Genomic DNA, 23648 nt, shown 5'->3' with positions numbered 1-23648 from the left:
GTGTCACAGGCCGTGACGACTCCGCGACGGATTGGCGACTGTCGCCGGCATGGGGCGACGGACCGGGGCCCGGACCGCACCTCGGCGCGGGCACAGGGCGAGACGGGCAGGTCAGCGTCGCAGGGTGAGGATCAGGTCGGCGACCAGCGCCGTCCAGCCGGTCTGGTGCCAGGCGCCCAGGCCGGCGCCGTTGTCGCCGTGGAAGTACTCGGGGAAGCAGATCAGGTCCCGCCAGTCCGGGTGGGTCTGGAAGAGCTGGGCGGCGCCGTAGATCGGTCGCCGGCCCCAGCCGTCGCGGGTGAACAGCGAGACCAGCCGCGCGGAGAGGTCGTCGGCGATCTCGTCGAGGGTCCGCTTCACCCCCGACCGCGTCGGGTACTCCACCTGCAGGTCGTCGCCGAAGAAGGCGGCGTAGTCGCGCAGCGCGCTGATCAGCAGGAAGTTGGTCGGCATCCAGATCGGGCCGCGCCAGTTCGAGTTGCCCCCGAACAGGCCGCTGGTCGACTCGGCCGGTTCGTAGCCGACGCTGAACTCCTGCCCGCCGAGGGTCACCGAGAACGGCTTGTCCAGGTGCGCCCGCGACAGCGTCCGCAGCCCGTACTCGGAGAGGAACTCGTCGGTGTCGAGCATCCGGGCGAGCAGCCGCACGATCTGCTCCGGGCCGACCATCGACAGCAGCCGGTGCTGGCGACCGTCGGGCCCGAGCCGCCGGGCGCCGATCACGTCGGCGTACTCGGGGCGGTTGGTGAGGAACCAGCGCAGCCGGGCGTGCAGCTCGGGCAGCCGGTGCAGGGTGTGGGCGGTGAGCCGGGTCGTCGCCGCCAGCGGCAGCAGGCCGACGACCGAACGGACCCGCAGCGGCACTCTCGTGCCGTCGGCCAGCCGCAGCACGTCGTAGAAGAACTCGTCCTCGGCGTCCCACAGGCCCTGCTCGTACGCGGCGGCGGCGATGTAGGCGAAGTGCTCGAAGAACTTGGTGGCGGTGTCGACCCAGGTGCGGTCGTGCTCGGCCAGCACGACGGCGATGTCGAGCAGGTTGAGCGCGTACATCGCCATCCACGCCGTGCCGTCGGACTGCTCCAGTACCCCGGCCACCGGCAGCGCCGCCGAGCGGTCGAACGGGCCGACGTTGTCCAGCCCGAGGAAGCCGCCCTCGAAGACGTTGTTGCCGACGGTGTCCTTGCGGTTGACCCACCAGGTGAAGTTCAGCAGCAGCTTGTGCATCACCCGGGCCAGGAAGTCGTGGTCCCGGCCGCCGTCGATCTCGAAGACCTTCAGCGCCGCCCACGCGTGCACCGGCGGGTTCACGTCGCCGAACGCCCACTCGTACGCCGGGATCTGCCCGTTGGGGTGCAGGTACCACTCGCGTAGCAGGAGCAGCAGCTGCTCCTTGGCGAAGCCGGGGTCGACCCGGGCGATGCTGACGCAGTGGAAGGCCAGGTCCCAGGCCGCGTACCAGGGGTACTCCCACGGGTCCGGCATGGAGATCACGTCGAAGCTGTTCATGTGCCACCAGGCGCTGTTGCGCCCGTGCCGGCGCCCCGGCGGCGGCGCGGAGCCGGGATCGCCCTCCAGCCACCGCTTGACGTCGAAGTGGTAGAACTGCTTGCCCCACATCAGCCCGGCGATCGCCTGCCGGGCCACCAGCGCCTCGTCGGGGGTCGCCGCGGCCGGGATCACCCCGGCGAAGAAGCGGTTCGCCTCCGCCCGGCGGGCCCACACCACCGCGTCGAAGCCGTCACCCAGGTCGGCCGGGGGCGGCGGGCTGCCGCCGGGCGGCGGGGCGGTGCGGGTCAGCCGCAGCCGGATCCGCCGCTGCGCCCCGGCCGGCACGTCCAGCACGTAGTGCAGCGCGCCCTTGGTGCCCTCCCGCGCCGGATTGACCGTCGCGGCCCCGTCGACCACGTGGTCGTTGATGCCGTCCTTCGGGTAGCGGGACCGGCCGGGCAGCCCCCAGAGCCGCTCGGCGTTGGAGTCGTTGTCGCACAGCAGCGGCGTCGGCTCGCCGTCGCCCTCCAGCAGCAGTTGCCCGAGCACCCGGTGCTCCCCCACCAGCCGCGAACCCTCACCCACGAGCCGGGGCACCCGGTCGCCGCCGGGCAGCCCCCACGCCCAGGTGTTGCGGAACCAGAGGGTGGGCAGCACGTGCAGGGTGGCGGCCCGGTCGCCCCGGTTGGCGACCGTGATCACGACGCACATGTCCGTCGGGCCCGCCTTGGCGTAGTCGACGGTCACCGCCCAGTACCGGTCGTCGTCGAAGATGCCGGTGTCCACCAGCTCGTACTCGGTGTCGTCCCGGCCGCGCAGCGCGTTCACGGCGACCAGCTCGTCGTACGGGAAGGCGGCCTGCGGGTAGTGGTAGCGCCAGCGCATCCAGGAGTGGGTGGGGGTGGAGTCCTCGTACCACCAGTACTCCTTGGCGTCCTCGCCGTGGTTGCCGCCGTCGCCGCCGAGGCCGAACATCCGCTCCTTGAGGATCGGGTCCCTGCCGTTCCACAGCGCGAGGGCGAAGCAGAACGTCTGCCGGTCGTCGCAGACGCCCGCCATCCCGTCCTCGCTCCACCGGTAGGCTCGGGACCGCGCGTGGTCGTGCGGGAAGTAGTCCCAGGCCGTACCGTGCTCGCTGTAGTCCTCCCGTACCGTCCCCCACGCCCGTTCGGACAGATAGGGACCCCATGCGCGCCAGTCCTGCTCGCCGGCGTCGGCCTGAGCCAGCCGGAGCCGTTCGGGGTCGGGCGCGCGGTCGTCGATGGGCGGCACGTCGGTGATCACCCGCACATCTTCGACGCTGCCGGAGGACTTCACCACACGGGCCATTGTCGTCGTGGTCCGCCGCACGCCGCCGCCGGTGGAGGAAAGTTGATCGATCTTCGTTTCGGGCCGCAGGTCTGCGGTGACGTCGCCGCGGGGACGGCCCGGGAGTGGCTGGTCACCGACGGCCTCGGCGGGTACGCCACCGGCACGGTCGGCGGGCTGCGCACCCGCCGCTACCACGGCCTGCTGGTGGTGGCCGGCGAGACGCCGGCGTCCCGCCGGGTGGGACTGGTCAGCCTGGACGCGGCCCTGCTGTTCCCCTCGGGCGCCCGCGTGCGGCTGGGAGCCCACGAGTGGGCCTCCGGCGACGTCGACCCGCGCGGCTTCGAACTGCTGGAACGCTTCGACCTGACCGACGGGCTGCCCCGGTGGCGCTGGCGGGTCGGCGACGTGGTCGTCGAGCGGGAGTTGGCGATGACCCACGGCCGGCCGTGCGTGGCCGTGGTGCACCGGCTGGTCTCCGGCGGGCCGGTGCGGCTCGACCTGGCTGCGGTCTGCACCTGGCGAGACGCGCACGGCGAGCGCCGCGCCGACGGCCCCGATCCGCGCGTCGAGCCGGCGCCCGGCGGCGCGGTGATCGAGAGCGCGTTCCGGCTGGCCGGGCCGGACTGGACCCCGCAGGGCCAGTGGTGGCTCGGCGCCCACCACCGGGAGGAGGCGGCGCGCGGCCTGAACCCCGACGAGGACCTCTGGTACGCCGGTCGCTTCTCCGGCGAGCTGGCACGCCCGGGCGACACGGTGTCGGTGCTCGCCTGGGCCGGCGACCTGGCGCAGGAGCCGCCGCCGGCCACGGAGGTGGTCGCGGCGGCCCGGGCGCGCAACCGGCGGGTGGTGGCGGCGGCCAAGCCGGCCGACCCGGTGGAGGCGACGCTCGCGCTGGCCGCCGACGCGTTCGTCGTCGACACGGCCACGGGGCCCGACGTGGTGGCCGGCTACCCGTGGTTCGGCGCCTGGTCACGGGACACGATGATCTCCTACGAGGGGCTGTTCCTCTGCACGAACCGGGCCGACGAGGGCCGGGAGCTGCTGCGGGCGTACGCGGCGACGCTGTCGGAGGGGATGCTCGCCAACACCGCCGACACGGGCCGGGTGGAGTACAACACCGTCGACGCGACCCTGTGGTTCCTGCACGCGGTGAGCCGGCACGTCACCGTCACCGGCGACACCGACCTCGGCGACGAGCTGCTGCCCGCGCTGCACGGGGTGGTCGACGCGCACGTGGTCGGCACCCGGTTCGGCATCGCCGTCGACCCGGCCGACGGGCTGCTCACCCAGGGCGGCACCCCGGGCACCGCGCTGACCTGGATGGACGCCCGGGTGTACGGGGTGCCGGTCACCCCCCGCACCGGCAAGCCGGTGGAGGTCAACGCGCTGTGGGTCAACGGGCTGGCCGGCCTCGCCGAGCTGACCGAGCTGGCGGGACGGGACGCGGGCGAGCTGTGGCGGCTGCACGGGCGGGCCGCCGCCGCGTTCCGGGCCCGCTTCCCGGCGCCGACGGGCTGGCTGCACGACGTGCTGGACGCGCCCGCGCCCGCGTACCCGCTGGGTGGGGCCGCCCAGCACGACGACGACCTGCTGCGTCCGAACCAACTGCTGGCCTGGTCGCTGCCGAACGCCCCGCTGGAACCCGACGAGCCCACGCTGCGCCGCATCGCCGCCGGGCTGCTCACCCCGCTCGGCCCGCGCAGCCTCTCCCCCGACTCGCCGGAGTTCGTCGGGCGGCACCGGGGCGGCCCGGCCGAACGGGACGGCGCCTACCACCAGGGCACGGTCTGGCCGTGGCTGCTCGGCCCGTACGCCGACGCCGCCCGGCGGGCCAAGATGTCGGTTGACGACCTTTTCGTAGGCATCGAGGCCCATCTGACCGAATACGGGCTAGGCTCGGTGAGCGAGACGGCCGACGGCCTCGCGCCGCACGGCGCGACCGGTTGCCCCTTCCAGGCATGGTCGGTCGCCGAGGTGCTGCGCGTCCGCCGCACCGGCCGGTAGCGCTTTACACGACGGCAACGGCGACGTCTCCGCCGGTTAGCCGGGCGCCAGCAGGATGGGTTCCGATCCGGTCGCGACGACCGAGGCACCCGCCGCGGTGCCCGTGCGCGCGCTCGGGGACAACTCGAAGGGGGCCGCATGTCACCTGACGCCGACGTGATCGACATCCACCCCGCCCGGCGGCAGCGGGTGCTGATGCTCTCCTGGGAATATCCGCCGGTGCTGGTCGGCGGCCTCGGCCGGCACGTGCACGCCCTCTCCGTGGCCCTGGCCGCCGCCGGCCACGACGTCACCGTCGTCACCCGCCACGCCGACGGCGCACCCCTCGAGGAATACGCCGACGACGTGCGCATCATCCGCGCCGCCGAGGACCCCGTCACCTTCCCCCTGGCCACCCCCTCCCTGCTCGCCTGGACCATGGCCTTCAACCACACCCTCACCCGCGCCGCCCTACGCGCCACCGAAGCCGACACCTACGACGTCATCCACGCCCACGACTGGCTCGTCGCCCACACCGCCATGACCCTGCGCGACCACCTCGACATCCCCCTCGTCACCACCATCCACGCCACCGAGGCCGGCCGACACCAGGGCTGGCTACCCGACGAGATGAACCGCACCATCCACGGCGTCGAACACTGGCTCGCCGGCGAATCCGGCCGCGTCATCGCCTGCTCCGGATACATGCGCGACCAGGTCACCACGCTGTTCGGCGTGCCGGCCGAGCGGATCGACGTGGTGCCCAACGGCGTCGACGACCGGGCCTGGCGGGCGCGCCCCCGCGCGGTCGCCGAGGCCCGGGCCCGGTTCGCCGGCGACGGGCCCCTCGTCGGGTACGCCGGCCGGCTCGTCTACGAGAAGGGCGTGCAGCACCTCGTGCACGCCGTGCCGTACCTGCGCGACCGGCACCCCGGGCTGCGGGTCGTGATCGCCGGGGACGGCCCCTACCGGACCGAACTGGAGGAGGAGGCCCGCCGGCTCGCGCTCGGGCAGACCGTACGCTTCGCCGGCTTCATGGACGCCACCCAACTTCCGGCGCTGCTCGGCGCCACCGACGCGACGGTGGTGCCCAGCCTCTACGAGCCGTTCGGGATGGTGGCGCTGGAGGCGGCGGCGGCCGGCGCGCCGCTCGCGGTGGCCCGCACGGGCGGTCTCGCCGAGATCGTCGAGCCGGGCGTGACCGGCGTGACGTTCCCGCACAGCGACCCGGACGCCCTCGCCGGCGCGGTCGACCAACTCGTCGGCGACGAGGTCTTCGCCCGCCGGGTGGCCCGACGGGCCCGCACCATGGTCGGCCGGCGGTACGGCTGGGCGACCATCGCGGCCCGGACCGCCGCCACCTACGGGGCCGCCCGCCGGGAGCACGGCCCGGCGCGGGCCCACCGGGCCGCCGCCCGGCCCGGCGAGGCCCGACAGAAGATCACCATTCCTGAGGGGAACCTCCTCGCGGTCGGCGACGCCGCCTGCTGAACGGGGGGCGACGGCCACCCTTGACGGCGTGCCGCGCCGCCCCGCGACACACCGTCGCCTGGCCGGCAGAACGCCGCCGCCCACCCGCCGGCCGGCCGGCGATAATTCCTGGTGGCCCGGCGGTACCACCACGCGAACCGCGCCGCCACGATCGCCGGTGACCCGCCACCACCCTGACCGACCTCGAGGTGTCCGAGCCGACAGGGGGCAGCCCCCTTCGTCTCGACGTCACGGCTTGACATGAAGTCGAGTTGAGGTTTGAGGATGGCCGCATGGCAGAGACCATCACAGTTATCGGAACCGGCGCCATCGGGACAGCGGTGGCACACCGTCTACTCGACGCGGGCCGCGAGGTGACGGTGTGGAACCGCACTCAGCACCGGCTCAACGGCCTGGTGGAGGCGGGTGCTCGGCCCGTCGACTCGGTCGCCGCGGCCGTGTCGTCGAGCGATCTCGTCCTGCTCACCCTCACCGACCACCGCGCGGTCGCCGACTGCCTGGCCGCCATGCACCCGGACCGGGCCGGGCGGACCATTGTCGCGTTGTGCACCGGCACACCGGCGGAGGCGCAGAAGACGGCCGAGCTGGTCGCCGGCATGGGCGCTCGGTATCTTGACGCGGGCGTCCAGGCCTCGCCGGAGACGATCGGCACCGCCAGGGCCACCATCCTGTACGGCGGCGACCGCGCCGCGTACGAACTTCACCTCGACACCTTGCGCCTGCTCGGTCCGCCCCGCTTCGTCGGAGACGCGCCAGCGGCCGCCGCGATCTGGGATCTGGCCCTCTTCGGCGTCTGGTACGACGCACAACTGGGCCTGCTCCGCGCTCTCGACACCGTACGCGCCGCTGGCATCGACATCACCGAATTCGCCCGGACCGCCGGTACCCAACTCGGCCACGTGGTCAACTCGGCCACGGCCACCGCGACCGAGCTTCTCGAAGCTGACTACCCGCCCGGCCCGGCCAACCTCGGCGAGCACCTCACCGTGCTCCGTCATCTCGTCGAACAACGTGCCGGCAGCCCGCTCGGCGACGGCGGCCTTCCGATCGTGGCAGCGCGAATCGAGGCGCTCCTCGCCGACAACCGCTCAGGCGAGGGTCTCACCGCCGTCGTCGATCGACGAGAAGTCCCATAGGAGGCCGGACAGCCTGCCTCGATACGGCCCCGCCACCGACATGCCCAGCTGTACGCAGGTCAGGCACGTGCAGAGCCGCCACTCAAGCGTCGCGAGCTACTAACGCCAGCCGACGTCCTGCGCGATTCGACAAGCACGGAAGGAATAGCTCACCGATGCCCCGGTCAACCACCCAGTTGGCAGATGGCCCGATTCTTCTCCGCAACACCATGCGCATCAAGGAGGGCCACCTCGAAGCATATCGAGAGGCGGTTCGTTCTGCTGTTGACTTCGTAAGGGAGCACGGCCCGCAACTCATGGTTGAAGTGTTCATTGACGAAGCCAACCTACGCGCCTACAGCTTCCAGCTGTACCCTGACTCTGCCGCGGTGCTGAAGCACTGGCAGCTCGCCGATCCCTACATCCAAAAGGTCATGGAGCACTGCTCCGTGGAGGCACTTGACGTTTACGGGCAGCCCAGCAAGGAAGTCATGGACGGTCTGACGAAAAATGGTGGCACGGCTTCGCTCGGGGTCACCCCACACCTGACAGGCTTCTTCCGTCACCGCTGATCGGCGTCTTTCGGGCGTCCGTCAATTCCGTCGCACGGACGCCCTACAGCGCGAGGACCAGTCCGAGATTCCCCCGACCCGGGGGCTTTCGATCATGCACTGATGGAGCTGGCGGAACGCATCCCGGGGCAGCACCGATGAAAATGCCCGATGAGCCGCGGAACGTGCGATGCGTTCAGACCGGAAGTCGGACCCTGACGGTCGGGCCGCGCAACTCCACCTCGGAGCGGGCGCCGCCTGCGGGCCGCGTCAGCTGACACCCCCTCATGCGTGTTCTGCCGGCGTCCGCCCGAGCTGGGCGAAACCGGATGACGTGATCAGCCGGGTGGCCGGCGTAGACTGGCCACCCGGCCCGAGGATGCCGAACGACACCGACGACCAGCGGTAGTCGGTCCTATCCGGCCAGCCCGTACGCGCGGATCATCGTCTGGTCGACCGCGTGATCCCACCGACACGTCAATGCCCCCGCCCAACGGACGGGGGCGCTTCAGGAGTACCACCGGTTCGCGCAATGGTGCGGCCGGTGGCCCGGCGGGGCGTCGCACCCCTCCCCGGCACCGGCCCCTGTGGACCGTCCGGGTGATGCCCTGCGCCACGGCGGCGAACTACAGTGGCGTAGCTTTGGCGCTCAAGATCCCTGGGGAGGGTGAGCCGACATGATGGGACCGTCCCACGCGCTGTCCGGCGCGGCGGTGTGGCTGACCGGGTCCTGGGCGCTGGACCACTTCGCCAACTACCACCAGACCCCGCTGGAACTCGCCGTCGGCACCGCCGTCTGCGCCGGCGGGGCGCTCTTCCCCGACCTCGACCTGTCCGGCAAGGTGACCCGCAACCAGGGCGGGGCGACCGTCGCCCGCACCTTCGGCGTGTTCTCGCTGTTCATCGCCGAGGTGATGGAAAAGATCTCGCTCGGCGTCTACTACGCGACCAAGCTCAGCAAGGACCCGCGCCGCAACAACGGCCACCGGACCCTGACCCACACCATCCCCTTCACCGTGCTGGTCGGCTGGGGCACCACCACGCTCTGCGCCGCGTACGGCAAGTGGGCGGTGATCGGCATCCTGTTCTTCATGTTCGGCCTGGCCCTGCGCGGGCTGTTCGACAAGTGGGCGGAGCGCGCCGGCTGGGTGATCGTGACCCTCGCGTCGGCCGCGGCGGCCTGGTTCACCTTCGCCAACCTGCCCGGCGGCCGGGGCTATCCGCTGATCGGCACCGCCGTCGGCGTCGGCTGCTTCGTGCACATCCTCGGCGACATGATCACCCGGGCCGGCGTGCCGATCCTGTGGCCGATTCCGATCAAGCGTCGGATGTGGACGCCGATCGGCCTGCCCAACAAGATCGCCCTGCGGGCCGGCAGCAAGACCGAGGTGGTCGTCGTCCGGGCCGTGCTGACCGCGATCTCGGTGCTCGCGGCGCTCGGTCTGGTCGCCCCGTCGGTGTTGCAGCGCTTCAACATCGAGGGCTGACCCGGTCGGTGCCGCCTCGTCGGCCTCGACGGAAGCTCGGCGTCGCCACGCCGCCCGGCCGTCACGCCGGCCCCGACGGAACCTCGGTGTCGCCACGCCGGCCGGCCGTCACGCCGGCCGGACGGAAGCTCGGCGTCGCCACGCCGCCCGGCCGTCACGCCGGCCCCGTCGGGGGTGTCGTGGTGTGCCGCCGCCGGCGGGCCAGGAGCAGGGCCGCCGCCCGCGAGCCGTGCACCACGGACGCGTAGGCCACGACGGGGCAGAGCACCGAGGCCGTGGTGAGCGGCCAGGCCAGCGCCGCGTCGGCGACCGCCGTCCCCGTGGCCGCCGCAACGCCGCCGACGTACAGGCCGACGATCACCACGGCGACGAGGCAGGCCGCCAGCGTGCGGCCGAGCGGCCCGCGACGGCTCGCGGCGACGTCGCCGACCACGACGGCGGGCGCCACGACCAGCGGCACCAGCGCGGCACCCAGCAGGGCGGCGCCCAGCACCATGAACGGCCCGGCGAGCGGCCCGCCCGGGTCGACGTCGGCGAGCATCGCGTACGCCGTCAACGCCAGGTAGCCGAGCAGGCCCTCGGCGACGCAGACCAGCCAGGCTGCCACCGCACCGGCGACGTGCCGGGCCACCGTGCCGACCATCGGCGTACCTCCCCGTGCCGGCTGGCCGCGGCCGGCGTCGCGCGGCGGCGTCGAGCCGCCACGGCCCGGACGCTACCCGAGGCGAACCCGCGGTGGATGTCCCGCCCGGACGCCCACCAGCCGGCGCCGGGATGCGCGTCGGCTGGACGTCCCGCCCGGGCGTCGCGGTGGAACTCGTCGGCGACGCCGGTCGGCCGGCGGAGGCACCGGCGCCCATGCTCGGCCGGGGCGGTGTGCCGACCGGCCGGTGGCTATCGTCGGCGGGTGATCCCGATGGAGGCCGTCGCAGCCGCGTACGCGCGGTGGGTCACGCCCGCGCTGCCGCTCTACGGCGACGACCACGAGCGGGCCGACTTCGCTCCCTGAACCGCTCCCGGTTCCCCTCCACCCTTCCCCAGCCCAGAAACGCACCGGGAGCGATGCCTCATGTCCGTCGACAACCCCGGGATCCGGATGGTGCTGCGCGCACCCCAGGTCCTGCGTGTCCTCGTCAGCAGCCAGGTCGGCCGGCTGCCCACCGCCAGCGGCCCGCTGGCGCTGTTGTTGTTCGCCCGGCAGTCCCTGAGCCTGACCACCGCCGGGCTGCTCGTCGCCGCGTACACCGCCGGCATGGCGGTGGGCACGCCGTTGCTCGCCCGGGCGGTGGACCGCTGGCGGCAGCCGCCGGTGCTGTGGGGCTCGGCGGTGCTCTCCGGCCTCGGGTTCGGCGCGGTGGCGCTGAGCGGCGGGCACCTGGCGGGCGCGATGGTCGGCGCGGCGGTGGCCGGGCTCGGTACGCCGCCGCTGGAGGCCTGCCTGCGCACCCTCTGGCCTGGAATGCTCCCGCCGACCGCGGTGCCGACGGCGTACACCCTCGACATCGCCGTGCAGGAGGTCATCTTCGTGGTGGGTCCGTTGGTCACCGTGCTGGCGGTGACCGTGGGCGGGCCGTCGGCCGGGCTGGCCGCCGCCGCGTTGGCGCAGCTCGTCGGCACCGCGGCGTACGCGACGGCCCCCGCCGTCCGGGAGTGGCGTGGGGTGCCGGCGGCGCGGCACTGGGCCGGCCCGCTGCGCGTGCCCCGGTTCACGGTCATGGTGGCCGCCGTTATCGGCGTCGGGGCGGCGGTCGGCAGCATCGCGGTGGCGGTGACCGGCTACGCGGAGGCGGCCGGCGACCGGCGGCTCAGCGGATGGCTGCTCGCGGCCCAGGCGGCGGGCGCGCTGGCCGGCGGGCTGCTCTACACCCGGGCGCGGCCGGGCGGTCCGGGCCGGCTGCCGCTGCTGGCCACCGCTCTCAGCTTGGGATACCTGCCGCTACTGCTCGCCCCCGGCCCGCTGCCGATGGCCGGCCTGCTGGTGGTCAGCGGGCTGGCGCTGCCGCCCGTACTCACCGCGGTCTTCCTCGCCGCGGAGCGGCTGGCGGAGCCGGGGACGGTGGCCGAGGCGTTCGCCTGGGTGGCCACGGCGTTCGTGATCGGCAGCGCCGCCGGCTCCGCGCTCGCCGGCCCGCTGGTGTCGGCCGGTCTCCGGTACGGGCTGGCCGTGGCGCCCGGCGCGGCGCTGCTCGGGGCACTGGTGCTGTGGGGCGTCTCGGCGGGCGAGCGGACGGGCGGGGTCCGGGACGGCGACCCGTCACGGGCTCACCAGCATGCGGCCGGGCACGACGCAGCACGCTCCTGATCCTGAAGGGACGGTCGATTCCTCGCCAGCACCGGCTCGACGAGGGACTCGGGTGTTCAGGTACACCTGGCGGTCGGCCGCTGATCCAGCACCGCGCGGAGGGCGCGCTCGCCGATGCCGCGCATCAGCGGGTTGTCCGCCGAGTGCGTCAGGAAGACCAGCGACAGGACGAGCGCCCACCCACGCGACCGCTCCCAGGTCGCGTCGTCTGCGCGGGCATACGCCCGTCGAAGAGCGGCACGCTGCTCCGCCGTGAACAGCATCCAGGCCACGGACAGGTCGGTGGCGGGATCGCCCGAGGTGATGTCACCGAAGTCGATCACGGCGCTGATTCGACCGCGGTCGACCAGGATGTTGGCCGGGTGCAGGTCCCCGTGCAGCCACAGCGGCGGACCATCCCATGCAGGTGTGGCGGCGGCTGCCTCCCAGACCCGCAGTGCGGCGGCGCGGTCAGCCGGATCGACGTGTGCCAGCCCGGTCAGGACTCCCTCGGCGCGCCCGGCCAGTGGAATCCCGCGAGACGGGTTGACGGGTGCCTCCGACGGAGCCGGGGCATGCAGCGCGCCCAGGAAGCCGCCGAGGGCGGCGGCGGCTGACCAGAGGTCGTCGGGCTTCGATCGCGCCGCGATCCGGCCCGGGAAGAACGGCACCACACTCCAGGGCCACGGGTACTGAGCCGTCGGCTGCCCGACACGCACCGGCGCTGGCACCGGCAACGGCAGGCGGCCGGCCAACTCCGGCAACCACCGCTGCTCGTGGGCGACGAGTTGGGCGGCCATGGCGCGCCGAGGCAACCGGGCCAGGAGTTCCTCACCGAGCCGACACACGAGGTTGTCCCAGCCGTTGGCCAGCACCTCGACCGGCAGGTCCGCCAGATCGGGGTGCTGCTGATCGAGCAGACGGCGCACCAGCTCGACAGAGACTGGCACCTCCGCAGCGGGCATCCGGTGCACTGTCACAGCGAGAACCCTACGGCCGCACCCCAGCGCGCTCGGCAGCCAGCCAGGGAAACGGCTGAGCCGCGCAAGGCCGTCGCATGATCCGCCGGGCACCCCCTCGGCGACTCGTCTCCTGCCTGCCCGGATCGCCGGTGACGGCGGAGCGGCCCTTCTCCTCCGGCCGAGGAGAAGGGCCGACGGGGCTGCCCGGTCAGCGGCCGGCGGAGGTCACGTCCCAGACGTGCACGGTCTGATCCGGACCGTCGGTGACGACGACCGGGCTGCCCGCCAGCTCGGCCGCGAGAAGGAACTGGTGGTCGACGAGGGTGTTCCCGATCTGGTCACCCTGGCTCAGATCCCACAACCGAGTGCCGTCGCTACTTCCGGTCACGGCCACGGTGCGGCCACCGATCCTCACGACTGCGATCCGGTCGACCTGCTCCGGGTGGCCGGTGCGGGGCGGGCCGATCTGATCCTGCGTCGCCACGTCCCACATGCGTAGCGTGCGATCGCCGCAGCCGGCCACGACGACCCCCCGGCCGCCCAACTCCGTCAGCGCGACAACGCCGGCTCCCTCCTCGACGCCAGGCAGAGTCGCGATCTTCTGGCCGGCCAGGATGTCCCACGCCTCGAGGTGGTCGTCGTGGCCGCCGGTGACGGCGATCGGTCGGCCGCCGATGTTCGCCGCACCCATCGCGCCGTTGTAGCTGCCCTCAAGCCTGGAGACGAGTTGCCCACTGGTCAGGTCCCAGGCCAGCAGGGTGCCCTCCTCCGAGCTGCTGACCGACAACGGGCCCCGCTCGGACGCGACGACGGCCATGGAGGTGACACCCAGGCCGTGACCGGTCATCGTCCTGCCCAGTTTCCGGCCGGTGCGCAGGTCCCAGACCCGCAGGGCACCGCCCATCTGATCCTCGTCGTAGAACGCGAGATCGAACCGGCTGCCACCCGTGACGAGCACACGTTGGGCGTCGATCTCGGCCACCACCAACGAGTCGACGATCTCGGACGCGTCGCCCACCGCGTCGCCGTCCTCGTCGTCGTATTCGTCGTATTCGTCGTCGACCTCGTCGTCGTGCTCGTCGAGCAGGCCGTGCTCGCGGAACCACTCCTCATCGGGCGCGGCGGCGTCAAGGGACAGAGACAGCTGCGAGCAGTCGCCACGGCGCAGGTCCCACATCCAGACCTCGCCTGAGCCGTTCACACCGACCAGCTGCGAGGCGCCGTCCGTCTCGGTCAGCGCTGCACTCTTGACGTAGCCGTCGTGGCCGGACAAGCGATGGACAATCCGGTATTCAGTCACGGGAGACAATCTATTGATCGAGTCCGACAACCGGTGCATCATCAGTCGGTGATCGGCCGATGACCAGACGTGTCGTGAGGTCTATGGTTGGCGCAGTCGACCGACCGACACCACAGAGGAGAATCGCGTGCGCCGTAGCCTGACCACCCTCGCGCTGCTCGCCCTCGCACTGTTCACAATGCTGGCACCGACTCCGGCGAGCGCGGCCAGCACCGTCGACGTCACGTCCGCGACCCTGGTCGCCCGAGGCGTCGCCGTGGACCTCACCCTCACCGTGGCGTGCCCCGCCGGCTCGACCGGCGCCTTCGAGTTGAACCTCAGGCAGCGGTCGGGCAACGGCGTGGCGTACGGGTCCGGCTGGGCACCCGTTTCCTGCACGGGCCAGCCCCAGGAGGTGACGGGGCGGGTGGCGGCCCAGCCCGACGGCGCCATCTTCCGGCCCGGCGAGACGCTGGTCACTGCGAGCCTCGAACTGTGCGGCTCGGAGACGTGTGAATATCTGTTCATCGAGGACGCCGTCCGCGTCACCCACTGATCCGTCGGCGGGCGGCGCCCTCCCGGCCGCGACGACCTAGACGCCGACGCGCTGGGGCGGGACGGTCAGGCCGTAGAGCGTCATCAGCTCCGGCGTGTCGACCCGGCTGCCGTCGGCGACCGAGTCGCAGGAGATGTCGACGATCTGGTCCTTGTGCGCCAGCAGGTAGGGCCGGGCGCCGACGTCCGCGCTGGCCAGGGTGGCGATGCCGGACCAGTGCCGGCGGCCGAACAGCATCGGGTAGCCGCGCAGCCCGTCGTAGGTGGCGCAGACCAGCACGTCGGGGTAGGGCAACGCGGTCACCCGGCGGACGGCGGCGGCGGTCAGGCCGGGCATGTCGACCGGCACGACCACGACCGCCTCGATGCCCTCGTCGTCGAGCGCGGCCAGGCCGGCGCGGATGGACGAGCCGACGCCGGTGCCCCACGCCCGGTTGATCACCACCGTGGCCCGGCTCAGGTCGGCCGTCTCGCGGACCTGGTCGGCCGCCGCGCCCAGCACGACCACGATCCGCTCGCAGCCCGCCTCGGTCATCGTGTCGATCATCCGGTTCACCAGGGGCTTCTCCCCCTGGTGCAGCAGGGCCTCCGGGCCACCGATGCGGCGTCCCCCGCCCGCGGCGATGATCATTCCTGCGATCCGGTTCAGCTGGGCCCCCTCCACCGTGGAGCGGGCCGTGTCGCGAGGGCACGGCCCGCTCCGTCGTACGGACATCGGGAGCAACGAGGACGACGCGCGCCGGGTAGCGGGGCGAAAGGGGAAAATAGTGCAACTGTTACCGATCGGCAACCCCGTCGGATCGCCGGTCCCGGGCTGTCCGTCCGGTCAGGACGACGCCGTCGCGGCGGCCACGGCGACCGGCATCGGATCGCGGGGCGGGCGCGCCAGCAGGCGGGCCAGGTCGCCGCGGGTCCCGGCGAGGAAGCCGCCCGCCGTGGCGGAGTAGATCGACATGAGCATCGCCGGCTGGAACGGCAGCAGCCCCGCCCCGGCCAGCGCGACCCGCCGCGCGCCCAGCGGCTCCGGACGGTAGGGCACCCCCAGCGCGGCGGCGAGGTCGGCCGCCGTGAGCGCCACCGGCCCGGCCAGCTCGTACGTGCGCCCGCGGTGGGCGGCCGGCTCGGCGGCCACCCGCACGGCGACGTCCGCCAGGTCCTGCCGGGCCACCGCGGCCAGCCCGCCCGCGCCGAACGGGGCCGTGACCGCCCCGCCGGACGGGGCCGCCAACTGGCCGAACAACTCGGCGTAGAGGCCGTTGCGCAGGATCGTCCACCCCAGCGCGCTCTCCCGCAGGCGGCGCTCCGTCCACCGGTGCGCCAGCGCGAACGCCAGGTGGTCGCCGGCGCCGACCAGGCTCGTGTAGACCACGTGCTCCACCCCGTGCCGCTCCGCCGCGGCGATCACCCGCTGGTGGCGGGCGGTGACCACGTCGTCCTCGCCGTAGCCGGCCGAGACCAGCACCAGGGTGCGTACGCCCGACAGGTCCGGCCCCGCCGGGTCGTCGAAGTCCATCCGCCGCCCGGCCCCGGCGAACCGCCCGGGGGTGCGGGTGCCGGCGAGCGGGGCGAGACCGCGCTCGACCAGCCCGGCGTGGACGAGGGAGCCCAGGTGCCCGGAGGCACCGGTGACCAACAGCATGATGAGCCTTCCGCGTGGTACCGAATCGGAACTAACCTCATCGTCGGGAACCACGGAATCGGGCACAAGGAGGCACTTCCATGTCGGCAGGGCACACGGCGGTAACCGACGCGCTCGCGCCCTGCGGGCTGCCCGAGCACCCGGACTGCGGGATCCGCGACGTGCTCGACCGCATCGGCGACAAGTGGTCGGTGCTCGCGATCGTCGAGCTCTCCTCCGGCGTACGGCGGTTCCGGGAGCTACAGCGGGGCATCCACGGCATCTCGCAGCGGATGCTCACCCTGACCCTGCGCCGCCTGGAACGCGACGGCCTGGTGCTGCGCACCGCGTACCCGACCGTCCCGGTGACCGTGACCTACGAGCTGACCGAACGCGGCAGGAGCCTGACCCACCTCGTGCGGCAGTTGGCCGACTGGTCGCTGGCACACAAGGAAGCGATCGCCGAGTCCCGCCAGGCGTGGGACGCCGCCAACCCCGGATCCGCCGTCTCCTGACCCGGGCCCGTCACGCCGCGTCGGCGTAGCAGTCCACGACGGACAGATCCAGCGGGAAACGGACCGGGGTGTCGCCGAAGAGCAGCGCGGCCGCCCGCTCGCCCGCGCGGCTGACCGCCTCGGCGACCGCGCCCGCCTGCTCCGCCGGGCAGTGCACGATCACCTCGTCGTGCTGGAAGAAGACCAGCTCGGCGCGGGTACCGGCCAGCTCGCCGCGGAGCGTCGCCAGCAGCGTGGAGGCCCACTCGGCGGCGGTGGCCTGGATGACGAAGTTGCGGGTGAACCGGCCCCGGGACCGGGCCGCCCGGGCGCGCGGCGACCGCGGGTCGCCGCCGCCGTCGGGCTCGGCCTCCTCGCCGTCGCCGAACCCCGCCGTGCCCGGCGGGCAGGTGCGCCCCAACCAGGAACGCACCAGGCCACCCGCCTCGCCGGTGCGGGCGGCCGCCTCGACGTAGCCGAAGGCGGTCGGGTAGCTGCGGCGCAGCACCGCCAGCGCCGGCACCGCCGACCCGCCGGTCTGCCCGTACATGGCACCGAGCAGGGCCACCTTGGCCCGGGCCCGGTCGCCGCCGAAGGCGTCCTGGGCGAGGGCGGCGTAGAGGTCGCCGGCCCCACCGGCCGCCGCCAGCCGCGCGTCGCCGGAGACCGCGGCGAGCACCCTGGGCTCCAACTGGCCGGCGTCGGCGACGACGAACCGCCAGCCCGGGTCGGCCACCACCGCCCGCCGGATCACCTTCGGGATCTGCAACGCGCCGCCGCCCCGGGTGGCCCAGCGACCGGAGACCACCCCGCCCGGGACGTACTCCGGCTGGAACCGCCCGTCGCGCACCCAGGCGTCGCGCCAGGCCCAGCCGTGCGCCGTCCAGATCCGGTAGAGCTCCTTGTATTCCAGGACCAGCGGCACCGCCGGGTGGTCCACCCCGCGCAGCACCCAGGCCCGCGTGTTGGGCACCTCCACGCCGGCCCGGGCGAACGCCCGCAACAGCTCCGCCGGGGAGTCGGCGTGCAACTGGCGTACGCCGAACGCGGCGGCGATCCGCGCGGCCAGCTCGGCCAGCCGGCGGGGCGGGCCGCCCACCGGGGACGGCTCGCCGAGCAGCTCGGCGAGGATCTCGTCGTGCACGTCGGCCCGCCAGGGCAGCCCGGCCGCGCCCATCTCCACCGCGATGAGCGCGCCGGCCGACTCGGCGGCGACCAGCAGCCGGAACCGGCCGGGGTGCTCGGTCGCGGCGATGCGGGCGACCTGGTCGGCGTACACCCGGGTCAGGGCCTCGATGCCGGGCCCCGGCGGGCCGGGCAGGGCGTCGAAGAGCGCGCCCTGGCCGTGGCCGGGCGGCGCGGCCGGGCGCGGCGGCGGGTCGGCCGGCACCGGCGCGCCGGTGAGACGGGCCCAGGCCGCGGCGAGCGCGCGGGGCTCGCCCCAGCGGCCGGCGTGGCCCAGCAGCAGGGACTCGGTCAGCTCCACGTCGTGGCAGCGCTCCACCCGCACCCCGGCGCGCAGCAACGGCGGGTAGACCGTCGCGCCGGAGGCCCACACCCAGCGCGGCCGGTCGGCGGCCTCCCGGGCGGCGACGGCGGCGGCCAGGTCGGCGACCGGCTCGGCGGGCCCGGCGGGCAGCCCGTCGGGCCGCAGCGGGCACAGCACTCCCCCGCCCCGGTCGTCGGCCACCACCGCCACCAGCACGGACGTGATTCTGCCTCGCCCCTGTGACACCCGGCGTCAGGCATCACCGACAGGCGGCGCCATGTCCCGCCCCCGCGACACCCCGCTCGCGGGCCCGTCAGCCGGCCGGAGGCCGCCTCGGGCCCGTCAGCCGGCCGGGGGCCGTCGTGGAAGGATCACCATCATGGGCGATAAGCGGGCCGACGACGTGGAGCTGCGCACCGAGCGCCTGTCCCTACGGCGTCCCCTCCCGGCCGACGTCGACGCGATCTACCGCGTCCATCACGACCCGGAGGCATGCGCGCACAACCCGGCGGACCTGCTCGCCACCCGGGCGGACGCGGAGGACCTCTACCGCCGGTGGGACCGGCACTGGCGGCAGCACGGCTTCGGTTACCGGGTCGTCCAGCCACGCGCGGCCGACGAGCGGCACCTCGTCCTCGGCTTCTGCGGACTCAAGCTCATGCGGCTGCACGGCCGGGAGGTGCTCAACCTCTTCTACCGCCTCGACCCCGCCGCCTGGGGCAACGGCGTGGCCACCGAGGCCGCCACCGCGGTCGTCGACTGGGCGGCCACCCACCTGCCCGGCCGTCCGCTCGTCGCCCGGGTCCGGCCCGCCAACGTCGCCTCCGCCAGGGTCGCCGCGCGAGCCGGGCTGCGCCGTGCCCCGGGCCTCGACACCGAAGGTGAGGACGGCCTCGACTGGATCTACACCAGGAACTGGCCGGGCGGCCCCGTGGGGCCGCCCGGCCAGCCGGTCACTTCACCGCCCCCGAGGTGAGGCCGGACTGGATCTGGCGCTGGAAGATCGCGTACACGACGATCATCGGAAGGATCGCGATGGTCAGGGCGGCGAACAGCCCCGACCAGTCGGCCTCGTAGCCGGCGTTGACGGAGATGTCCGCGATGCCCTGGGTGAGCACCCACTTCTCCTTGGCGTTGGAGAGCAGCACGAGCGGGAGCTGGTACTGCGCCCACTGGCCGATGATGTTGAAGATCCCGACGCTGATCAGGCCGGGCTTCGCCATCGGCAGCATCACCTGGAAGAACAGCCGGGTGTGCGAACAGCCGTCGATCATTCCCGCCTCGGCCACCGACGCGGGCAGCGTCTTGAAGAACGCCGCCAGGAAGAAGACGGTGAACGGCAGCGAGTAGGCGATGTAGACCAGGACAACCCCGGTGTGGGTGTCCAGCAGCCCCAGGTTCTTCACCACGAAGAAGAGCGGCACCAGGGCCAGGAAGACCGGGAAGGCCAGCCCGGAGACGAACAGGTAGTAGATCGCCCGGTTGCCCCAGAACCGGTAGCGGGCCAGCACGTACGCGGCCATCGAGCCGAACAGCATGGTGCCGAAGGTGCTGAACGTCACCACGATCACGCTGTTGAGGAAGTAGCGGCCGACGTTGGCCTTGTTCCACGCCCGGGCGTAGTTCTCGAAGCGCAGCTCCGCCGGCAGGGTCCACGGGCTGCTGAAGATCTCCGTGGTGTTCTTGAACGAGGCGAGGAAGGTCCAGAGGATCGGCACGATCACGATGACCGCCCAGACGGCGAGGGCCACGTGCCCGAGGCCGGCGAGCAGCCGCACCTCCGAGCGGCGGCCCCGGCGTCCGGCCGCGGCACCCGGCTTCACTGTCTTCGGCGGTAGCGCCGCCGGCGTCGGCGGCAGCGTCGTCTGCGGGTTCATCAGTACTCCACGCTTTCCCGCTTGGTGAGCCGCAGCGTCAACGCCGCGAAGGTGATGGTGAGGAAGAACAGCGCCACGCCCATGGCGGAGGCGTAGCCGTACTTCGAGTAGACGAAGGCGTTGCGGTAGATCTCCATGGCCAGCACCGTGGTCGCGCCGTCCGGGCCGCCGCTGTCCACCGAGAGCACCGCGACGATGGCGAACGCGTCGAACGCGGCGATGCCGAGGTAGACCCAGGCGACCTGGAGGGTGTCCCACAGCAGCGGCAGGGTGACCCGGAAGAAGAGCGTCACCCGGCTCGCCCCGTCCATTTCGGCGGCCTCGTAGATCTCGCCGGGGATGGAGGCCATGCCGGCCGAGAAGAGCACCACGTAGAAGCCGACCGCCTGCCAGACCAGCACCGCGATGATCGACCAGAGCGCCAGGTTCGGCCGGACCAGGAAGAGCACCGGGTCGAAGCCGAGCTTCATCAGCACGCCGTTGATCAGGCCGGACTCGTTGGGCCGGTAGACCATCTGGAACAGCACCGCGATGATGGCCACCGCCAGGACCTGGGGGAAGAAGAACACCACGCGGTAGAACTTCGCCCCCCAGACCCCCTGGCGCTGCCCGCCGCTGCTCTTTCCGCCCACGTTGAGCAGGAACGAGAAGAGCAGCGCGATGGCGATGGTGATCAGCGGCAGGGCAAGCAGGAGTACGCCGTGGTGCTGGACGGCCTTCCAGAAGCTGTCGTCGTCGAACAACCTCCGGTAGTTGTCGAAGCCCACCCACTGCGGGGCCGACAGCCCCCGCCAGTTGGTCATCGAGATCTGGAACGCCTGCGCGTACGGCGCGATGACGAAGACCACGTACAGCGTGACCGGGACGAAGAGGAACCCGATCACGAACGGATACTTGCCGTGCCGCATGACCCCCACGCCCCGATCAGCGCTTGAACTTGGTGACGGAGCTGTCCTTCTTGATCGCGTCGGCGCGCTTCTGGATGCGCTCCACGAAGGCGTCCGCCTTGATCCGGCCGAACATCAGCTCGTTGGTGGCGGTGCGCGCCTCCGTGTCGAGCTCCTTGTACCAGCCGTCGAAGTACAGGTTGAACACGTCCTGGCCGGCGGCCTTGAGCGCGCCCTGGGAGCTGGCCACGCCGGGCGGGAAGGCGTAGCCCTCCGAGCCGGCGGTGACCACCGTCGGGGCCTTGACGACCTCGGTGAAGCCCTTCGCGCCGGCCACCGACAGCATCTGGCGCATGTACTCCAGGCCGCCCCGGGGGTTCTTGCTCTTGGCCGAGACGAAGTAGCCCTCACCGGCCGTCGCCCGCAGCGCCGTTGTCGGCAGCTTGTCGGAGGCGGACAGGCTCGGCACCGGCATCATCTGGTATTCGAAGCCGGGCGGCGTGTCCTTCTTCTGCTCGCCCTCCAGCCAGTCGCCGCTGGGGTAGAGCGCCAGCTTGTACTGGTTCTGCCGCAGCTGCACGTCGGTGTGCTTGAGCCCTTCGAAGCTCTTGTCGACGTACTTGGCGCCGATCTCGGCCCACGCCTCGGCGGCCTGCTTGACCGCGTCCTGCTGCCAGGCGCCGTCCTCCAGGTTGTCGATGTTCTTGAGCACGTCCGTGCCGCCGATCTTCGCGGCGTGGGTGAGGATCACGTTCCACTGGTAGTAGGCCGCGTTCGCGCCCGCGTAGCCGTACGGCGTGATCCCCTTGGCCTTGATCTTGTCGAGCAGCGCGGTGAACTCCGACCAGTTCTTCGCCGGCGCCCAGCCGTTGTCCTTGAACAGCTTGCCGGAGTACCAGATGCCGAAGACGGTGGAGACGTAGTAGAGGACGTACGGCTTGCCGTTGAACGACCCGGCCTCGACGGTGCCCGGCACGACGGTGTCGCGGACCTTCTTGTTCGGGTCGTCGACCGACGGGGCGTCCCACAGCTCGGTGAGGTCCATCAGCTGGCCGTCGGCGACCAGGGCGCCGAAGTCCATCAGCTTCTCGCCGGAGTTGTTGACGAACTCGGGCGGGTTGCCCGAGGCGAACCGCGGCTGGAGCACGGTGGAGACGGCCTGGGTGGACTGGTGCTTGACCTCGGCCTTCGGGAAGGCCTTCTTGTACAGCGGCTGGTGCACGTCGGTGGCGTACTTCTCGCCGTAGCCGCCGTTGAAGATGATCACCTCGACCGGCGCGTCCTCGGGAACGCCGAGCGGGTTGGTGGCGCTCTTGGTGCCGCCCGCGACCTGCTCGTTCTTCTCGTCGCCACCGCTGGTCGCGCAGGCGCTCAGCAGGCCGACGGCGGGCGTGGCGAGCAGGCCCGCGGCGGCCGCCCGGCGCAGCACCGTCCGGCGGCTCAGATCCACCGGGTTCTCGGGGGTAATCGACATCGTCGTCTCTCCTTGTGGTGTTCGGGTCAGGCGGTCCGCCGGAGGCGCCCGGCGTGCCGCGACTCGAGGGCGTCGTGGTGCTCGTCCCCGCCGGGGACGTCGGCGGTGAGGTAGCTGGGGGTACCTCCCCGCCCTGGTGGAACCGTCGTGCGACCACTGCGGTCGGCAACTGCGCCAGCGGCGCGGAGGTGACCGACGAGACCGCGCGGACCGCGCCGCCGCCCTCGGCTGATCATGAGGCCGCCCCCTTCGCGGCCTTGTGCCCGTCGACGGCCTGGGCGGTGCGTCGGAAGGCCGCGTGGGCGCGGTCGTGGGTGCGCTGGGCGACGGCGATGTAGAGCAGGTCGAGCACGACCAGCTGCGGGTGCCGGGCCGACAGCGCGTCGGGGCGGAACGTGGTGGCCTGGCTGGCGGTGAGCAGCACGATGTCGGCCAGCTCGGCCAGCGGCGAGCGCGGGAAGCCGGTCAGCGCGACGGTGGTCGCCCCCCGACTGCCCGCCTCGGCGAGCATCTCGATGGTCTCCCGGGTCTGGCCGGTGTGCGAGATGCCGAGCGCCACGTCGCCCTGGCGCAGCAGGGCCGCGCTGGCCAGCCCTTCGTGCACGTCGTTCCAGACCCAGGCCGCGACCCCGATGCGGTGCAGGCTGAACTGCATCTCCTCGCCCACCAGGGCGCTGCCGCTGGCGCCGAAGATGTTCACCCGGGACGCTCCGGCGATGGCGACGGCGGCGCGTTCGACCTCGGCCAGGTCGAGCAGCGCGGCGGTGTCGTGCATGGCCCGGGTGTCGGCGGCCATGATCTGGTCGAGCACCCGGGACAGCGGGTCGCTCGGCTGGATCTCGCGTCCGATGTCGACGGTCCAGCCCGCCGAGCGGACCCGGCCGGTCTCGGCGGCGATGCCCAGCCGCAGGTCGGCGTAGCCCTCGAAGCCCATCGCGCGGCAGAACCGGGTGATCGTGGCCGGGGAGGTCCCGCTGCGCTCGGCCAGCTCCACGATCGTGGCCCGGGCCGCCGCCTCCGGGTCGCTGAGCACGTGCTCGGCGACCCGGCGCAGCGCCCCCGTCAGCTCCCCCGCGCCGGCCCGGACCCGCGCCAGCACGCCGTCGGAGGCGACCCCGAGCGCGCCCCGTCGGTCGACCGCGCCGGCGTCGACCACCGCGGTCCCCGCGGAGATGTCGGCCTCGTGATCAACCATGGGACACCTTTTCGGGTAAGAGTGTTTACTGTTACTGGTAAAAGTTCTTACTGAAGGCCCTCCGATGTCAAGGCCGTGGGCGAAGTTTTCAAACTGTTACCTGGCGCACAG

Annotated in this window: 20 protein-coding genes; 9 read left to right on the top strand and 11 right to left on the bottom strand. The window is 72.8% G+C overall.

Annotated features, from left to right (window positions below; all coding sequences use genetic code 11):
* Positions 1 to 111: 111 nt before the first annotated feature.
* Positions 112 to 2817, bottom strand: coding sequence for an MGH1-like glycoside hydrolase domain-containing protein (locus tag GA0070606_RS26240; RefSeq protein ID WP_091105470.1), 2706 nt, complete (start codon positions 2815 to 2817; stop codon positions 112 to 114).
* A 42-nt stretch (positions 2818 to 2859) separates the two neighbouring features.
* Between GA0070606_RS26240 and GA0070606_RS26235 the strand changes: the two genes are divergently transcribed.
* From GA0070606_RS26235 to GA0070606_RS26215, 5 genes are all read left to right on the top strand, one after another.
* Positions 2860 to 4803, top strand: coding sequence for an amylo-alpha-1,6-glucosidase (locus tag GA0070606_RS26235; RefSeq protein WP_091105467.1), 1944 nt, complete (start codon positions 2860 to 2862; stop codon positions 4801 to 4803).
* A gap of 138 nt (positions 4804 to 4941) precedes the next feature.
* Entirely contained in the window at positions 4942 to 6273 is a 1332-nt protein-coding gene (locus GA0070606_RS26230; protein WP_091105464.1) for a glycosyltransferase family 4 protein, read from the top strand.
* Positions 6274 to 6545: 272 nt separating this feature from the next.
* Entirely contained in the window at positions 6546 to 7409 is an 864-nt protein-coding gene (locus GA0070606_RS26225; protein ID WP_091105461.1) for an NAD(P)-dependent oxidoreductase, read from the top strand.
* A gap of 209 nt (positions 7410 to 7618) precedes the next feature.
* A complete protein-coding gene (locus tag GA0070606_RS26220; RefSeq protein WP_218106055.1) occupies positions 7619 to 7960 on the top strand; it encodes a hypothetical protein in 342 nt (113 codons plus the stop codon).
* A gap of 656 nt (positions 7961 to 8616) precedes the next feature.
* Positions 8617 to 9426 (top strand): metal-dependent hydrolase, encoded by an 810-nt coding sequence (locus GA0070606_RS26215; RefSeq protein WP_091105457.1) that lies wholly within the window; start codon positions 8617 to 8619, stop codon positions 9424 to 9426.
* A gap of 154 nt (positions 9427 to 9580) precedes the next feature.
* Here GA0070606_RS26215 and GA0070606_RS26210 read toward each other — a convergent pair whose 3' ends face one another.
* Positions 9581 to 10069 carry a hypothetical protein gene (locus GA0070606_RS26210; RefSeq protein ID WP_091105455.1) on the bottom strand — a complete coding sequence of 163 codons (489 nt, stop codon included), beginning with the start codon at positions 10067 to 10069 and terminating at the stop codon, positions 9581 to 9583.
* Between the two features lie 426 nt (positions 10070 to 10495).
* Between GA0070606_RS26210 and GA0070606_RS26205 the strand changes: the two genes are divergently transcribed.
* Positions 10496 to 11728 (top strand): MFS transporter, encoded by a 1233-nt coding sequence (locus GA0070606_RS26205; protein WP_176737419.1) that lies wholly within the window; start codon positions 10496 to 10498, stop codon positions 11726 to 11728.
* A gap of 56 nt (positions 11729 to 11784) precedes the next feature.
* On the opposite strand, the gene GA0070606_RS26200 is transcribed toward GA0070606_RS26205, so the two are convergent.
* Complete coding sequence (locus GA0070606_RS26200; protein WP_245724809.1) at positions 11785 to 12657, bottom strand: aminoglycoside phosphotransferase family protein; 873 nt, start codon at positions 12655 to 12657, stop codon at positions 11785 to 11787.
* A 220-nt stretch (positions 12658 to 12877) separates the two neighbouring features.
* Positions 12878 to 13969: a WD40 repeat domain-containing protein gene (locus GA0070606_RS26195; RefSeq protein WP_141721807.1), complete on the bottom strand. Its 1092-nt coding sequence runs from the start codon at positions 13967 to 13969 to the stop codon at positions 12878 to 12880.
* 127 nt (positions 13970 to 14096) lie between these two features.
* On the opposite strand from GA0070606_RS26195, the gene GA0070606_RS26190 reads away from it, so the two are divergent.
* Positions 14097 to 14504 carry a hypothetical protein gene (locus tag GA0070606_RS26190; RefSeq protein ID WP_091105447.1) on the top strand — a complete coding sequence of 136 codons (408 nt, stop codon included), beginning with the start codon at positions 14097 to 14099 and terminating at the stop codon, positions 14502 to 14504.
* Positions 14505 to 14540: 36 nt separating this feature from the next.
* Here GA0070606_RS26190 and GA0070606_RS26185 read toward each other — a convergent pair whose 3' ends face one another.
* Positions 14541 to 15134 carry a nucleotidyltransferase family protein gene (locus GA0070606_RS26185; protein ID WP_091105444.1) on the bottom strand — a complete coding sequence of 198 codons (594 nt, stop codon included), beginning with the start codon at positions 15132 to 15134 and terminating at the stop codon, positions 14541 to 14543.
* Between the two features lie 195 nt (positions 15135 to 15329).
* Positions 15330 to 16142, bottom strand: coding sequence for an NAD(P)H-binding protein (locus GA0070606_RS26180; protein WP_091105441.1), 813 nt, complete (start codon positions 16140 to 16142; stop codon positions 15330 to 15332).
* A gap of 80 nt (positions 16143 to 16222) precedes the next feature.
* On the opposite strand from GA0070606_RS26180, the gene GA0070606_RS26175 reads away from it, so the two are divergent.
* Complete coding sequence (locus GA0070606_RS26175) at positions 16223 to 16636, top strand: winged helix-turn-helix transcriptional regulator (protein ID WP_091105439.1); 414 nt, start codon at positions 16223 to 16225, stop codon at positions 16634 to 16636.
* A 10-nt stretch (positions 16637 to 16646) separates the two neighbouring features.
* Here the strand turns inward: GA0070606_RS26175 and GA0070606_RS26170 are convergent, their stop codons facing one another.
* A complete protein-coding gene (locus GA0070606_RS26170) occupies positions 16647 to 18320 on the bottom strand; it encodes a bifunctional 3'-5' exonuclease/DNA polymerase (protein WP_425413070.1) in 1674 nt (557 codons plus the stop codon).
* A 163-nt stretch (positions 18321 to 18483) separates the two neighbouring features.
* On the opposite strand from GA0070606_RS26170, the gene GA0070606_RS26165 reads away from it, so the two are divergent.
* Positions 18484 to 19080: a GNAT family N-acetyltransferase gene (locus GA0070606_RS26165; RefSeq protein WP_091105437.1), complete on the top strand. Its 597-nt coding sequence runs from the start codon at positions 18484 to 18486 to the stop codon at positions 19078 to 19080.
* Here the strand turns inward: GA0070606_RS26165 and GA0070606_RS26160 are convergent.
* From GA0070606_RS26160 to GA0070606_RS26140, 4 genes are all read right to left on the bottom strand, one after another.
* Positions 19058 to 19981, bottom strand: coding sequence for a carbohydrate ABC transporter permease (locus tag GA0070606_RS26160; protein WP_091105435.1), 924 nt, complete (start codon positions 19979 to 19981; stop codon positions 19058 to 19060). The genes GA0070606_RS26165 and GA0070606_RS26160 overlap by 23 nt on opposite strands.
* On the bottom strand, positions 19981 to 20889 hold the full coding sequence (locus GA0070606_RS26155; RefSeq protein ID WP_091108206.1) for a carbohydrate ABC transporter permease: 909 nt from the start codon (positions 20887 to 20889) through the stop codon (positions 19981 to 19983). The genes GA0070606_RS26160 and GA0070606_RS26155 overlap by 1 nt, the downstream gene beginning before the upstream one ends.
* Positions 20890 to 20905: 16 nt before the next feature.
* A complete protein-coding gene (ngcE, locus tag GA0070606_RS26150; RefSeq protein ID WP_091105432.1) occupies positions 20906 to 22342 on the bottom strand; it encodes an N-acetylglucosamine/diacetylchitobiose ABC transporter substrate-binding protein in 1437 nt (478 codons plus the stop codon).
* A gap of 232 nt (positions 22343 to 22574) precedes the next feature.
* Entirely contained in the window at positions 22575 to 23537 is a 963-nt protein-coding gene (locus GA0070606_RS26140; RefSeq protein ID WP_091105429.1) for a MurR/RpiR family transcriptional regulator, read from the bottom strand.
* Positions 23538 to 23648 lie beyond the last annotated feature (111 nt).

The sequence above is a fragment of the Micromonospora citrea genome, assembly GCF_900090315.1.
In the GTDB taxonomy this organism is placed as follows: domain Bacteria; phylum Actinomycetota; class Actinomycetes; order Mycobacteriales; family Micromonosporaceae; genus Micromonospora; species Micromonospora citrea.
Note: the sequence above shows the minus strand (reverse complement) of the source record. Positions and strands in the feature narration are given on the sequence as shown.

What these genes read in the sequence shown, in the direction of transcription:
- GA0070606_RS26240 (WP_091105470.1), bottom strand. Translation starts at nt 2,817, where the DNA reads ATGGCCCGTGTGGTGAAGTCCTCCGGCAGCGTCGAAGATGTGCGGGTG.
- GA0070606_RS26230 (WP_091105464.1), top strand. Translation starts at nt 4,942, where the DNA reads ATGTCACCTGACGCCGACGTGATCGACATCCACCCCGCCCGGCGGCAG.
- GA0070606_RS26225 (WP_091105461.1), top strand. Translation starts at nt 6,546, where the DNA reads ATGGCAGAGACCATCACAGTTATCGGAACCGGCGCCATCGGGACAGCG.
- GA0070606_RS26220 (WP_218106055.1), top strand. Translation starts at nt 7,619, where the DNA reads ATGCGCATCAAGGAGGGCCACCTCGAAGCATATCGAGAGGCGGTTCGT.
- GA0070606_RS26215 (WP_091105457.1), top strand. Translation starts at nt 8,617, where the DNA reads ATGATGGGACCGTCCCACGCGCTGTCCGGCGCGGCGGTGTGGCTGACC.
- GA0070606_RS26210 (WP_091105455.1), bottom strand. Translation starts at nt 10,069, where the DNA reads ATGGTCGGCACGGTGGCCCGGCACGTCGCCGGTGCGGTGGCAGCCTGG.
- GA0070606_RS26205 (WP_176737419.1), top strand. Translation starts at nt 10,496, where the DNA reads ATGTCCGTCGACAACCCCGGGATCCGGATGGTGCTGCGCGCACCCCAG.
- GA0070606_RS26185 (WP_091105444.1), bottom strand. Translation starts at nt 15,134, where the DNA reads ATGATCATCGCCGCGGGCGGGGGACGCCGCATCGGTGGCCCGGAGGCC.
- GA0070606_RS26180 (WP_091105441.1), bottom strand. Translation starts at nt 16,142, where the DNA reads ATGCTGTTGGTCACCGGTGCCTCCGGGCACCTGGGCTCCCTCGTCCAC.
- GA0070606_RS26175 (WP_091105439.1), top strand. Translation starts at nt 16,223, where the DNA reads ATGTCGGCAGGGCACACGGCGGTAACCGACGCGCTCGCGCCCTGCGGG.
- GA0070606_RS26165 (WP_091105437.1), top strand. Translation starts at nt 18,484, where the DNA reads ATGGGCGATAAGCGGGCCGACGACGTGGAGCTGCGCACCGAGCGCCTG.
- GA0070606_RS26160 (WP_091105435.1), bottom strand. Translation starts at nt 19,981, where the DNA reads ATGAACCCGCAGACGACGCTGCCGCCGACGCCGGCGGCGCTACCGCCG.
- GA0070606_RS26155 (WP_091108206.1), bottom strand. Translation starts at nt 20,889, where the DNA reads ATGCGGCACGGCAAGTATCCGTTCGTGATCGGGTTCCTCTTCGTCCCG.
- ngcE (WP_091105432.1), bottom strand. Translation starts at nt 22,342, where the DNA reads ATGTCGATTACCCCCGAGAACCCGGTGGATCTGAGCCGCCGGACGGTG.
- GA0070606_RS26140 (WP_091105429.1), bottom strand. Translation starts at nt 23,537, where the DNA reads ATGGTTGATCACGAGGCCGACATCTCCGCGGGGACCGCGGTGGTCGAC.